At 67.3% G+C, this 13,218-nt stretch carries 12 protein-coding genes; 1 reads left to right on the top strand and 11 read right to left on the bottom strand.

Annotation, left to right across the window (positions count from 1 at the left end):
- Positions 1-7 precede the first annotated feature (7 nt).
- From H6693_06815 to H6693_06775, 9 genes are all read right to left on the bottom strand, one after another.
- On the bottom strand, positions 8-1,519 hold the full coding sequence (locus H6693_06815; GenBank protein ID MCB9515890.1) for a F0F1 ATP synthase subunit alpha: 1,512 nt from the start codon (positions 1,517-1,519) through the stop codon (positions 8-10).
- Position 1,520: 1 nt separating this feature from the next.
- A complete protein-coding gene (atpH, locus tag H6693_06810) occupies positions 1,521-2,075 on the bottom strand; it encodes an ATP synthase F1 subunit delta (protein ID MCB9515889.1) in 555 nt (184 codons plus the stop codon).
- Positions 2,072-2,629, bottom strand: coding sequence for a F0F1 ATP synthase subunit B (gene atpF / locus H6693_06805; GenBank protein ID MCB9515888.1), 558 nt, complete (start codon positions 2,627-2,629; stop codon positions 2,072-2,074). Before atpF ends, atpH begins: the two co-directional genes overlap by 4 nt.
- A gap of 27 nt (positions 2,630-2,656) precedes the next feature.
- Complete coding sequence (atpE, locus tag H6693_06800) at positions 2,657-2,875, bottom strand: ATP synthase F0 subunit C (protein ID MCB9515887.1); 219 nt, start codon at positions 2,873-2,875, stop codon at positions 2,657-2,659.
- A gap of 76 nt (positions 2,876-2,951) precedes the next feature.
- Positions 2,952-3,884, bottom strand: a complete 933-nt coding sequence (atpB, locus tag H6693_06795) for a F0F1 ATP synthase subunit A (protein MCB9515886.1) — start codon at positions 3,882-3,884, stop codon at positions 2,952-2,954.
- Between the two features lie 16 nt (positions 3,885-3,900).
- Entirely contained in the window at positions 3,901-4,299 is a 399-nt protein-coding gene (locus H6693_06790; GenBank protein ID MCB9515885.1) for a hypothetical protein, read from the bottom strand.
- Positions 4,296-4,598, bottom strand: coding sequence for an AtpZ/AtpI family protein (locus H6693_06785; GenBank protein ID MCB9515884.1), 303 nt, complete (start codon positions 4,596-4,598; stop codon positions 4,296-4,298). Before H6693_06785 ends, H6693_06790 begins: the two co-directional genes overlap by 4 nt.
- 1,045 nt (positions 4,599-5,643) lie before the next feature.
- Complete coding sequence (locus tag H6693_06780) at positions 5,644-7,317, bottom strand: sigma 54-interacting transcriptional regulator (GenBank protein ID MCB9515883.1); 1,674 nt, start codon at positions 7,315-7,317, stop codon at positions 5,644-5,646.
- Positions 7,318-7,467: 150 nt separating this feature from the next.
- Positions 7,468-8,451, bottom strand: a complete 984-nt coding sequence (locus H6693_06775) for a bifunctional oligoribonuclease/PAP phosphatase NrnA (GenBank protein MCB9515882.1) — start codon at positions 8,449-8,451, stop codon at positions 7,468-7,470.
- Positions 8,452-8,583: 132 nt separating this feature from the next.
- Here H6693_06775 and H6693_06770 point away from each other — a divergent pair, with 132 nt between their 5' ends.
- Entirely contained in the window at positions 8,584-8,937 is a 354-nt protein-coding gene (locus H6693_06770) for a hypothetical protein (GenBank protein MCB9515881.1), read from the top strand.
- Positions 8,938-8,995: 58 nt separating this feature from the next.
- On the opposite strand, the gene H6693_06765 is transcribed toward H6693_06770, so the two are convergent.
- Both H6693_06765 and H6693_06760 read right to left on the bottom strand, forming a co-directional pair.
- Entirely contained in the window at positions 8,996-10,048 is a 1,053-nt protein-coding gene (locus H6693_06765) for a class I fructose-bisphosphate aldolase (GenBank protein ID MCB9515880.1), read from the bottom strand.
- A gap of 96 nt (positions 10,049-10,144) precedes the next feature.
- Complete coding sequence (locus tag H6693_06760) at positions 10,145-13,171, bottom strand: protein kinase (protein ID MCB9515879.1); 3,027 nt, start codon at positions 13,169-13,171, stop codon at positions 10,145-10,147.
- Between the last annotated feature and the right edge of the window lie 47 nt (positions 13,172-13,218).

Genomic DNA, 13,218 nt, shown 5'->3' with positions numbered 1-13,218 from the left:
TTCGCCCCTAGTTGCCGTACTGCTTCTGGAAGTCCTCGAGCGCCGAACGCAGCGCCTTTTCGTTGTCGGGGCTGATCTGCCCCTCCTTCACGATGCTCGCGCCCACCTCGGGCTTCTGACCGCGCATGTAGGCCAGGAAGCCCTCCTCGAAGTCGCGCACCTTCTCCACGGGGATGCCGGACAGGTAGCCGGTCACCGCGGCGAAGATGATCATCACCTGCTCCTGGATGGGCATGGGCACCCACTGGTTCTGCTTGAGAACCTCCACCATGCGCTCGCCCTTGGCCAGCGCGGCCTGGGTGGCCTTGTCGAGCTCGGAGCCGAACTGCGCGAAGGCCTCGAGCTCGCGGTACTGCGCCATGTCCAGTCGCAGCGAGCCGGCCACCTTGCGCATGGCCTTGATCTGCGCGTTGCCGCCCACGCGGGACACCGAGATGCCCACGTTGATGGCCGGACGCACGCCCTGGTTGAACAGGTCGGGCTCCAGGAAGATCTGTCCGTCCGTGATCGAGATCACGTTGGTGGGGATGTAGGCGGTCACGTCGCCGGCCTGGGTCTCGATGATCGGCAGGGCCGTGAGGCTGCCGCCGCCCTTCTCCTCGCTCAGCTTGGCCGCGCGCTCGAGCAGGCGGCTGTGCAGGTAGAAGACGTCGCCCGGATAGGCCTCGCGTCCCGGCGGCCGGCGCAGCAGCAGCGAGAGCTGGCGGTAGGCCACGGCCTGCTTGGACAGGTCGTCGTAGATGCAGAGCGTGTGGCCGCCCTTGTCGTACATGAAGTACTCGGCCATGGCCGCGCCCGCGTAGGGGGCGATGTACTGCAGCGGCGCCGGGTCGGAGGCGTTGGCCGCGACCACGATCGTGTAGTCCATGGCGCCGTGCTTCCGCAGTTGTTCGACCACCCCCGCAACGGTGGACGCCTTCTGGCCGATCGCCACGTAGACGCAGATCACGTCGGTGTTCTTCTGGTTGATGATGGCGTCCAGCGCCACGGCCGTCTTGCCCGTGCTGCGGTCGCCGATGATCAGCTCGCGCTGGCCGCGGCCGATGGGGATCATCGAGTCCACGGACTTGAGGCCGGTGAAGAGCGGCTCCTTCACGGGCTGGCGGTCGACGATGCCCGGCGCCGGGCTCTCCAGCGGGCGGTAGCCGGCGGCCTTGATCGGGCCCTTGCCGTCGAGCGGCTCGCCGAGGGGCGTCACCACGCGGCCCAGCATGGCCTCGCCCACGGGCACGGAGATCACGCGCCCGGTGCGCTTGACGGTGTCGCCTTCCTTGATCTCGAAGTACTCGCCCATCAGCACGACGCCGATGTTGTCCTCTTCCAGGTTCAGCGCCATGCCCATGGTGCCGTTGGCGAACTCGAGCAGCTCACCCGACATGGCCTTGGACAGGCCGTAGACGCGGGCGATGCCGTCGCCGACCTCGAGCACCTGCCCGGTCTCCTCGACCTCCAGGCCGCCCTCGAAGCCCTGAATCTCGGACTTGATGATGGACGTGATCTCTTCCGGGCGGATCTTCATCTCATTCCTTTCCCAGTTCGGCCGTCAGCAGACGGTCCCGCAGGCGGCCCAGGCGTGTCCTGAGGCTGCCGTCCACGGTTCGGTCGGCGAGGTGGAGCACCATGCCGGCCAGCAGTTGATCGTCGGTGCCCGTCGTGAGCTCCACGGCGGCGCCGGTGGCGCGGCTCAGGGCCTGCTCGATGCGGCCGCGCGTGGCCTCGTCCAGGGGACGCGCGCTGAGCAGCTCGCCGCGCAGGCGCCCCTCCCTCTCGTCCAGCAGCCGCCGGAACATCTGGAGGATGGACGGCAGCAGGCCTTCCCGGTGCCGCCGGAGCAGGGTCAGCAGAAAGCGCAGGGTGAGCGGCGAGGCGGCCTCGGCCAGCAGGCGCTCGAGGGCCCGGCGCTTCTGCGCTTCGCCCAGCTCCGGCGAATCCAGCAGGCGACGGAACTCCGGGCTCTCGTCCCAGAGCTCACCCAGGTCGCGCAGGTCGTCGACGACCGCGCCGAGCTGGTCCCGCTCCACCGCGAGCTCCAGCAGCGCCGACGCGTAGACCCTGGCGATGGCCGCGTGCCTCACGACTTCTCCACTTCGCTCATGAACTCGCGCGCCAGGCGCTCGTGGTCGGCGTCGCCCAGCGAGCGCTCCAGCAGCTTGCCCGCCACCTGCAGGCTGAGGTCCACGACCTCAGCGCGCAGCGACTCGCGGGCGCGGTCGGCCTCGAGCTGGATCTCGCGGCGCGCGGACGCGAGAATCTCCCCGGCCTCGGCCTGCGCCTTGGTCACCAGCTCGGCGTGCAGCGTCTTCGCCATGGCCGCGCCCTGGTCGATGATCCCCTGGGCCTCCTTGCGCGCCTCGGCCAGCGCCGCCTGCTGCTCCGCGAGCACCTTGCGGCTCTCCTCGCGCGCCTCGTCGGCCTCCTTCAGCGCCGCGCGGATGTTCTCCTCGCGGCGATCGAGACCGTCGACGATGGGACCCCAGGCCGTCTTCCTCAGCAGGATGAGGAGCACGAAAAAGGTCAGCACCGTCCACAGGATGAGCCCAGGGTCGGGGCTGAGGAGGCCGAACTTCCGGCCGCCCTCTTCCGCTGTGGCCAAGAGCACGGGAAGCCCGGCGGGAAACAGGTCACCCATGGATGAATCCCTTCGGCTTGCCCCCGGCTACTTGCCCGCGAGCAGGATGCAGATGACGAGCGCGAACAGGCCGACGCCCTCGATGAGAGCCGCGGCCAGGATCATGGCGCCGCGGATGTCTCCGGCCGCCTCCGGCTGACGCGCGATGCCCTCCATGGCCGACGCGGCCAGCTTGCCGATGCCCAGACCCGCACCGATGACGGCGATGCCGGCGCCGAAGCCAGCGGACAGCTGGGCAGCGTTCATTTCAGCGAAGAAGGGAAGCATGGATGACTCCTCCTGGGTGAACAAGGGCCGCAGCCCGGTTGCGCGGTCGCACCCGCTAGTGCTCGGGATGAACCGCCTGATAGATGAAGATCGTGGACAGGAAGGTGAAGATGAACGCCTGCAGGAAGCCCACGAAGATCTCGAACGCGCTGATCGCCACGGCGCCCGCGAAGGGCAGGACGGAGATGTAGAGCGTCTTGAGGCTCAAGCTGAAGATCAGGCCGAAGAAGGACAGGATGATGATGTGCCCCGCGATCATGTTCGCGAAGAGTCGCACCGTCAGCGCGAAGGGCTTGGTGAACATGCCCATGATCTCGATGGGGATCATGATCGGCACCAGCGGCCAGGGCACGCCCGGCGGCACGAGGGCCTTCCAGTGGCCGATGAAGCCGTTTTCGCGGATGCCCCCCACCTGCGTGGCGAGGAAGGTGATGATGGCCAGCGTCGCGGTGACGTTGATGTTGCCCGTCGCCGTGGCCATGGACGGCACCAGTCCCAGGAGATTCGCGAAGAGAATGAAGAAGAAGAAGGTCAGCAGCAGGGGCAGGTAGCGCCGGCCCACCTTGGGACCCATGATCGTGTAGACGACCTCGTCGCGCAGGAAGACGATGATCGCCTCGAAGAAGTTGCGCAGACGCCCCTTGGGCACGAGGCCCCCCGCGTCCGTCTGGCGCGCCGCCCGCGAGACCAGCAGGACCAGCGCGATGGCGGCGATCCAGAGCATGACCACGTGCAGGGAGGGCGACAGGTCCACGTGCAGCCCGCCGATGTCGAAGCTCGGCAGGGGCAGCAGCCGCGAGAGGTCCCACTTGAGCGAATGCGTCCACTCGTAATGGGGGTTGTTGATCACGTGGCCGAGGGGATCGAGCGCCGCGCCGTGCTCGGCGGCGCCGTGCGCCATGGCCTCGCCTGCCGCGTGCAGGGTGTCCTGGACCGCGTGAGCGCTCTCGGCGACGGGCTCGTGGGTGCTCGCGAGGAGAACGTGCATCAGCGTCTTGCTCCGGTCATGCCCTTCGTCCTCTGTCCGCCCGGCCGGGAAGCTCCCGGGACAGGGCCCAGCCTTCGAGGGCCATGATCAGTGGGTAGCTCAGGGCCACCGCGGTCAGATAGGCGCGCAGGTTCCACTGCGTCAGGCGCCACACTCCCGCAGCCACGAGCGCCAGCAGGGCGAAGCGCAACACGAGTCCGCCGAAGTAGGCCTTGAGGAACCCCTGGTTGGAGCCCCGCAGCCCGCGGCGCAGCGGGAAGAAGCTCAGCAGGGCCGCGACCGCCCCCGCCACGAGTCCCGCGACGCCACCCGCCCTGTCCGCCGACTCGGGCCCGGCGAGCGCCCGAATCAACAGGAGGCCGATCAGGAGGAGCACCAGGAGTCCGGCGAGGAAGATGCCCACGGGGCGCTTCACTTCGACGTCGACTCCCCTTCCCTTTCGCCGGCCTCGGCGGCTTTCTTCGCTCGAGATCGGGCTTCGGCCCTGAGCACCTCGCGGTAGACCCAGATGAAGCCTCCGACCGCTCCCAATCCCACACCGATGAGGAGGAAGAGGGGAGAGGTCCCCAGCTTTCCGTCCAGCCACCAGCCGCCCAGCCCGTAGAGGACCACCGCGGCGCCGTAGGTCAGCCCCAGGTGGCCGAGAGACAGCGAGGCCGACTCTCGCCCTCTTACCGTCAGCAGTCGTCTGGCCCAGCGGTTCAGTCGACTCACGGTGAAGGCCCTGTGGCTGATGTTGCGGTGCAGGAATCGCGGAGCGCCGACAGGATAGTCAGGCCATAGTTCGGAATCAAGCAGAGAATGCGGAAAAGATCACATGACGCGAGGGGATGGCTGCGGCGAGGCACAACGACGAGAAAGCCTGCCGGCAGACGCCGGCAGGCTCCTCGCGAAACAATTGACATCAGGCTTGCGAACCGACAATAGCGACGGACGTGAGACCCACGACACGACGAAGCCGTCACACGCGGCGCTGATCAGTATCCCCAGCGCACCTTGCCCGGCGCGGCGGTGAACGTGGTCAGCCATCTCAGCAGCGAGAGCAACGGACCGGGGCCGGGGGCCCCCGCCGTCTTCTGCTCGCCAGTCCGTCGACCTTTCGACATCTGCCTCTCCAGTTTTCCAGACCCGCCCCTCCCCGGAGGGAGGGGCGGCGCCATGACATCCAGTCAGAGCCTTCCTTGAACATCGCCCGGAATCCCTTCCAGGCACATCCGCTCGAACCGGGGGGGAACGAGGCGGAATTCGTTGCGACCTAGTTCTGATTCCACCAGGTCTTGGTCGCGCAAAGCACTGTGGCCGAGATCATGGCCATTAAGACGACAAGCACTTGTGACCTCCTTGTCGGATCACTCACTGCCCATCGCCGGGGTGTGCGTGATCGAGTCGTTCCTTCGCGAAGGGCTCTACCACCAGGTCTTGGTCCACCAGGTCTTGGTCAACCAGGCCGTGTAAGCACCCGTCAGCGAGCTGAGCAGTAGGATCAACATCTTGGTTCCTCCCGTTGTGTCTTTCGAGTTTCCCCGAAGGCCGTCACCTTCCCTACAGCAACCGGAATGCCCGAATCGCGGTCCATCGCGGTTTCGGGTCCAGCGTGTTCATTTTCAACGAGTTAACGGCGAGGAGCCGCAAGGGAGCGAGAGCGCGAAGGAGGTCGTTTCGGAAACGATAGGCGACGATTCCGACACCATCGGCAAAAGCCGATGATGCACAACAAGTTAGACGTGTAGTGGAATGGCGACGATCTGTCGCCGATAGCTTACGAGTCGGAGGGCCTTCCGCCCCCCCGCAGGCCGAGATCCCGCAGCTTGCGGTGGAGGTACTGTCGCGAGATCCCCAGCCTGGCGGCCGTCGCGGTCACCCGTCCGCCGCTGGCTTCGAGGGCGCGCGCGATGTGCTCGCGCTCCACCCGCGCCAGCAGATCCTTGAGCGACTCGCCCTCGCGCGCCGAAGCGCCGACGCCGGCTGTCCCGGGGTGCGCATCCAGCACCAGCTCGTCCTCGCCGAGCACCTTGCCGTCCCCGAGCAGGGCCAGGCTCCGCTGGATGCTGTTCTGGAGCTGCCTCACATTGCCGGGCCAGGCCTCGCGCTGCAGCCGCCGCAGGGCGGAGGGCGCCAGGCGCGGCCGTGGCACGCCGAGGCGCTCGGCGTAGTAGTCCAGGAAGTGCTCGGCCAGCATCGAGACGTCCTCGGGCCGCTCGCGCAGCGGCGGGAGCTTCACCGAGAGGACGTTGAGCCGGTAGAAGAGATCGGATCTGAACTGCCCCGCCGCAACGCGCTGCTCGAGGTCCACATGGGAAGCGGCGATGACGCGCACGTCCACCTTGATCGCCGACTGCCCCCCGAGGCGGCGGAACTCGTTCTCCTCCAGCACCCGCAACAGCTTCACCTGAAGCTGGAAGGGCATGTCGCCGATTTCGTCGAGGAAGAGGGTGCCGCCGTCGGCCTGCTCGAAGAGGCCCGGCTTCGCCTGATCGGCGCCGGTGAAGGCGCCCTTCTCGTGGCCGAAGATCTCGGCCTCGAGGAGCGTCTCGGGAATCGCGCCGCAGTTGATCGCGACGAAGGGCTGGTCGGCCCAGGGGCCCTCGCTGTGCAGCGCCCGGGCGATGAGCTCCTTGCCCGTCCCCGTCTCGCCCGCGATGCGCACGGTGCTGCGATATGCGCAGATCCGACGCAGATGCGCGATCACCTTGAGCATGGCCGGGCTCGCGGCGAGGATGTTGCCGAAGCGCGTCCGCTCGCCGAGCGCCGTGCGCAGGTCCTCGTTCTCGACCTTGAGCTGCACGCTCGTGGCGCGCGCCTGCTCGAGTTCCTCGAGCCGCAGCAGGGCCGCGGCGGCGAGCCGCGAGAAAACCTCGAGGACGGGAATGTCCGCCCGGCTGAAGCGCCCGGCCCGCGAGCCGTCCAGGTAGAGCACGCCCAGCAGGCGGTCCCGCGCCATCAGCGGCGTGGCGACCACCGTCTCGAGGTCGAGATCGAGGATGCTCTGCCGTTCGAGACCCTCGCGCGCCACGCGCCCTTGATGGACGATCGTCTCCTTGCCCACGAGGGCGTCGCGCACGACGGAGCGGCTGATCGCGCTGAACTCCGCCCCCTCGGGCCGGGTCAGGGCCGGGCGCAGCGCGCCGTCCTTGCCGATGCGGAAGAAGGCGGCGCGTTCGGCGCCGGTGAGTTCGAGGCCGATGGCCAGCACGCGTCCCGGCAGCTTCTCGGTGTCGCCGGCAACGAGGAACTCCGCATTGGCCTCGAGCAGACCGATCAGTCGACCATGTGACGCCTCCACGCCCTCGAGATCCGCGAGGCGCTCCTGCGCCTGGCGCAGCTGTCCGCGCAGCCTCTCCAGCTCCCAGTCGGCGCTGGTCGAGGCGGCGGAGCCCGCCTCCTCACGCGTCTCGGGGATCGGCGCCGGTGCGGCGCCCTGGCGACCAAGCAAGCGCTCGAGCGCCGCAGAGCGAGGCGGCAGGCCGGCGCCGTCTTTGGGGGAGTCCTCGGGAACCATGGCAACCTCCACGCCAGGATTCACCACAAAGCGTAACCCCGGTGTACCATGGTGTCAACTAATTCTTGATTTGTCGCCGATCGTTTACACTTCGTGCAGAGCCTGCCTAACCCGTTGCAGGACCTTGCTCTTGATGTCATCAAGCGTCCCGGTCATCTCGCAGCCGGACGCGGAAAAATGACCTCCGCCCCCGAAATGCAGCGCGACGGCCTGCACGTTGACGTTCCCCTTCCCTCGAAAGCCCACCTTCCACTCGCCGTCGAGGGTCTGCTTGAACTGCACGACCACTTCCACCGGCTCGAGGCTCCGCGGCAGGTTGATGAAGTCGTCCTCCCCGAAGAGGGTCAGCGCCTCGTCGGGCAGGCCATCCGGGGTCAGCACCAGCGCGGCCACCCGGTGCCCCTCGTGGAACTCGAGCGACTCCAGCGCCCGCCGCATGAGGAGCAGGTAGACGGGATCGCGCCGCTCGTGCACGAAGCCCGCGATCTCGGCGGGCCGGGCACCCCGCTCGGCGAGGAAGCTGGCGCTGCGGAAGACATGAGCGTCGGTGTTCGTGTAGCGGAAGCCCCCGGTGTCGGTCATGAGACCCGTGTAGAGGCAGGTCGCGAGCTCCGCGTCGATGGCGTCCTCGTCCAGCGCGCGCAGCAGGTCGGCGATCAGCAGCGCCGTGGCGCCGTAGGAGGTGTCCTTGAGATCACGGGGGTCGTACTCGCTGCCGCCGATGTGGTGATCGATGCGCAGGAGGCGCTGGAAATCGCCATCCGCGAAGCCCGTGCGGTCGAGGCCCGTGCTGTCCACGACGACGTAGAGCGTGTCGGCGAAGGCGGGGTTGCGGACCTCCTCGCGGCCGTCCTCGATCGCGTCGAAGCCGGCCAGGAAGTTGAACTTGACCGAGCGCTCGAAGGGGCCGAAGACGGCGACGTCCACCCCCCGCGCGCCAAGGAAGCGCGCGAGCCCAAGGCAGGAGCCGAGGACGTCGCCGTCGGGATGCTTGTGCAGCAGCAGCCGCACACGGCCTTGGGCGAGCAGGTAGGCGCCGGTTTCGCGCAGGGTGGCGGTGTCGATCATCGTGGCCTCCAGGGCGTTGCAGAGCCAGGCACTATAGCCCGCGCGGGGGGTCGCGTCCAGGGGACGTGACGTTTGCTTGCGGTCCGCGGCGGGCGGATGTAGGCTGACGCGGGCTCAGCGAAAGGACCTGCCATGCGACAGAACGTCACGCTGCTCGGCTCCCTGCTCATCGCACAGGGCGCCCTGGGACTGCTCGTCGCCCTCATCGTTCTGGTGTCGGTTGCGGGTGGCGGGCTGCTGTCGGGGGACGCCGACGCCATGGCGGTGACGAGCATCGTCGGGCTCAGCGTCGGCGGCTTTCTCGCGCTGCTCGCGTTGCCGAGCCTGATCGCCGGCATCGGCCTGCTCTCGCACAAGCGCTGGGGGCGGATCTTCGCGCTCGTGGTCTGCGTCCTCAGCCTGCTGCATCTCCCCCTGGGCACGGCGCTGGGCATCTTCGGCATCTACGTGCTCACGCGCGACGAGACCGCCGCCCTCTTCGCCTGACCCCAACGACGAGGGGGAGCCGCCGAGCGACTCCCCCGTTCACCGCGCTGTCGCGGCGTCAGGCCACGGTCACGCCGCCGTCCAGGTAGACGTCCTGGATGGCATTGAGCAGCTTGACTCCCTCGTCCATCGGCCGCTGGAACGCCTTGCGACCCGAGATCAGGCCCATGCCGCCGGCGCGCTTGTTGATGACCGCGGTGCGCACTGCCTCGGCGAAGTCGTTGTCGCCGGACGCGCCGCCCGAGTTGATCAGCCCCATGCGCCCCATGTAGCAGTTCGCCACCTGCCAGCGGCACAGGTCGATGGGATGGTCCGTGCAGAGCTTGCCGTACATGTCGGGGTGGCTCTTGCCGAAGCCGACCGCCTTGAAGCCCCCGTTGTTCTCGGGCAGCTTCTGCTTGATGATGTCCGCCTCGATGGTCACGCCCAGGTGATTGGCCTGCGCGGTGGTGTCGGCCGCGACGTGGTAGTCCGTGTCGCCCTTCTTGAAGGCGCTGTTGCGCAGGTAGCACCAGAGGATCGTCGCCAGGCCGAGCTCGTGGGCGTGCGCGAAGGCCTCGCTGATCTCCTCGATCTGACGGCTCGACTCCTCCGAGCCGAAGTAGATGGTGGCCCCCACCGCCGCCGCGCCCATGTCGTAGGCCTGATCGACGTTCGCGAAGAGCCGCTGGTCGTACTTGGTGGGATAGGTGAGCAGCTCGTTGTGGTTGAGCTTCACCACGAACGGGATCTTGTGGGCGTAGCCGCGCGCCACGGCGCCGAGCACGCCGAGGGTCGACGCCACCGCGTTGCAGCCGCCCTCGATGGCCAGCTTCACGATGTTCTCCGGATCGAAGTAGGCCGGATTCGGCGCGAACGACGCCCCCGCCGTGTGCTCGATGCCCTGGTCCACGGGCAGGATCGACATGTACCCGCTCCCCCCCAGCCGGCCGTGCTGGAAGATCCACTCCAGGTTGCCCAGCACGCGGTTGTTCCGGTCGCTGGGCACGTAGATCCGGTCCACCATGTCCGGGCCGGGCAGGTGCAGATGCTCCTTGGGGATGGTCGTGCAGACGTGGGTGAGCAGACCCTCCGGGTCTCCGCCCAGGTAGTCCTTGGTGCTCTTGGCCATGGTCACTCCTTCCAGGGTCACGCATCGAGCGGCGGCCGGCGCATTGGCGCCAGCGCCGGCATGATAGTCGAGCCTTGTCGGATGCACAAGCGAGCGCTAGACGTCGAGCGCCCGCAATCGCACCAGCACGAGACGCCGATCGGGACGGGCGAGGAAACGCTCCCGCAGGGGCCCGGCGGGGTACTGGAGCGAGAGATCGCGGAGGATGTCCAGCGCCCGTTCGAGGTCCTCGCGCGCAGCCTCGACCGCGCCGGCCTCCAGCGCGAGTTCGGCCGCCTCGAGATGCAGCGGCCAGCGATGCTCGGGGTTCTCCAGCGTCGCGGCCACTTCGAAGGCCTGCTGCAGGGCGAGCGCCGCGTCCCGCACGGCTCCGGCCCGGCGCAGCCGTCGCGATTCGAGCAGCCAGGCCTTGGGCAGCAGGCGCCGCTCGCTCACCGCCTCCTCGTGCTCGATGATCGCCGCGACGCGCGCGCCGTCCCTGTCCTCCATGGAATCGGCGTCGATGAGCTCCAGCAGATACTGGTTGCGGTCACGCAGCGCGTGCGCCGCCTGGAGTTGCTCGACGGCGGCGCGGAGATCCGGCGCCGCGGCGGCCGGGTCGCCGAGGAGATGGCGCAGCCTCCCGCGCAGCCCACGAAAGATGCCGATGGAGAAGCCACGCCCCGTCTCCTCGGCAGCCGGCAGACCAGCCTCGATGATCGCGGCCGCCCGCTCCAGGTCGCCGACGAGGATGCAGACGTCCGCCAGCTCGTCTTGGCCGTCCAGTGTCTCACGGAGGCTTTCTGCGGCGTGACGATCGCTGGAGATGGCGTCGAGCCGGCGCAAGGCATCGTACCCTTCCCCCCGCTCTTTCTGCACGATGGTGAGCCCACCCTCGATGTACTGGGCTCTGCTCAGCTCACCGCTGCGCTCCGCGTCCCGTTTCGCCCGCAAGTAGCGCCGCTCGGCTTCGGCAAAGTCACCTCTGAACAGTGCCATCTGAGCATGAAGAACATCGATGCGCTGCTGGAACAGCAGCACCTCAGACTCCGAAGCAAGCCCTTCGGCCTGTTGCAGCATATCGGGGATTCGACCCCACTGGTCCGCGTCACTGCACAGGATGATCGCGCCGCAGATCGACAGGATAAGATCCAGGCGCATCCTCTCCGCTCCTCCCTCGCGCTCCAGCCCGGCGAGAGCCAGCTCGGACTGAGCGATCCGCTCCCTGCGGTCGCCGACGGCCTCGGCAAGATTGGTCTGCGCCATGTGCAGAATCCAGCGACCTCGCCTTCCTTCAAACCGATCCTCGTATCCAGCGAGCTTCTCGCGAGCCTCGTCGAAAGCTCCATATGCCGCAAGGATCGACACTTCGCGCGCAGCCATCTGGATTTCGATGACAGTTCCGGAGCACTCTTTGCCCCGATGGCGCGACCATCTTCGCAGGAACTCGCTTGCTTCCTGAAGTCGCCCGGATTCCGAGAGCTGGTAGAAGAGCAACTTGTTCAGTGCCGCGCTGACATCCAACGTAAGCAGTGGCTCTACATCCCAGTAGGCTTCGACCGCCGCATCAAGCTGGTCTGTCCTCACCCTGCGCACAATCGTGAGCAAGCCCGTCAGAATCCGCCCGCGAACGCTTCCTGACATGGAGCGGAGCAATTCCAGCAGTTCATCGCAGTCTTCGCCCGGCGCGCGCTCAATGAGATCCAGCAACTCAGCCTGGCCAAGACCGTCCAGGATTCGACTGGATGCGGTTGCCGCCGCCAGTGCCACGATCCTGATCCTGGATGCGTGCTGTCCCTTGGAGTTGCCCCAAAGCTCGGCAAACAAGGCGGAGGGGAGAGGCGGCACCGATGCCGAGAAGTCACGGCTTGCCATTCTCCCGACCCCTTGGATTCGCACCTCATCAACCGACGTCAGCTCTCCTGCGCTCACCCCCCGCTCCAGCAGAGCATTCACCTGCATGTCGAAATCCCCAAGCCACTCTCTCAGCAGCGCTCGCGATGCGGGGACGGGCAAGCATGCCAAGACCGAACTGACTTCCGCGTCCCCAACCACCGGTGCCGTGCCGCGCAATGCCAGCGCTTCGGACACGACGGATCGTGCCACGGCAGGACCGTGCGCAAAGACAGCCAAACCTGAGTGATCCTTGAGCTCTTGCTCCCGAAGCAGAGTCTCGAGGACGCTGCGCATGCGCTGCGGACTGCCTTGCCCGAGTACCTCCAGCGTCCTCAACTCCTCGTGCCCTGGAGTCACAGAGTCACTGGTGACTGAGTAGAGATTCGCCTGCAACCAGCGGACAAGATCAGTACGGTTGCCGATGGATCCTTCCTCACCTCCAAGGGGCACGTCCCTCAAGAATAGGCATCGAGGATGAGGGGCAATCCCAAGCTGAGCTCGGAGCCCATCCAGCCACCCCATGACGCCTCTGCCAGCCCGGTCGCCGCAAAGGGTCTCTGCAAGGTACGCGTCGATCTCGCCTGAGAGTTCCGGTCGCCGCGACTGCAAGGAGTCCAGCCGCCCCGCTCGAATCGACTGAAGCAATGCGTCGCCCACCTTTGCCGACCAAGGCAACTCGCCCGCGAGCGCCTCAAAGAGCAAGACCGCAAAGGAGTGGAGATCGTCTCGCCAGGTCAGAGGCTGCCCGTCAAGTCGGCGCGGCGACAAGTAGGCCGGTGTGCCTCCAGGGGCAACCTCGCCAAGCGGGCTTAGCAGGCCGAGATCGGCTAGCAACAGCCGTGGGGGCCCGGACCGATCGTCAAGGAGCAGATTCCCCGGTTTGAGATCGGCGTGCCCAACTCCTCCGTGGTGGAGCAGATCGAGCGCGTCGGCAACCCCAGTCAGAGCATCCAGCAAGTCGGTCAGCGGTGGTCGCCAGTCCGACAGGGTGCTCCCCGTCAGTAATGGGAGAAGCAGCCAGATTCGACCGTCCTCCGCCACGCCATGTTCGAGCACGGGCAGCAGGGACGGATGGCGGTATTGCGCGGCGGCACGCGCCTCAGCGAGAAGCGAAGCATCCCAGCGCTCGCTTCGGCTGAGCTTGAGGGCCGCAGGTCGGCCCACGTTGTCCCGCGACAAGTAGATCTGTGAACTGGCCCCCTCGGCGAGAAGGCCCTCGCGAGGTGGCTGCTGGGCGGATGGAAACATCAAGGCTCCGGGGCGATGTTGCCCCAAGCCTATCCGCGCAAAAAGGG

It is taken from the genome of Candidatus Latescibacterota bacterium (assembly GCA_020633725.1).
Lineage (GTDB): Bacteria > Krumholzibacteriota > Krumholzibacteriia > JACNKJ01 > JACNKJ01 > VGXI01.
This window is presented reverse-complemented; position numbering and strand designations above follow the sequence as displayed.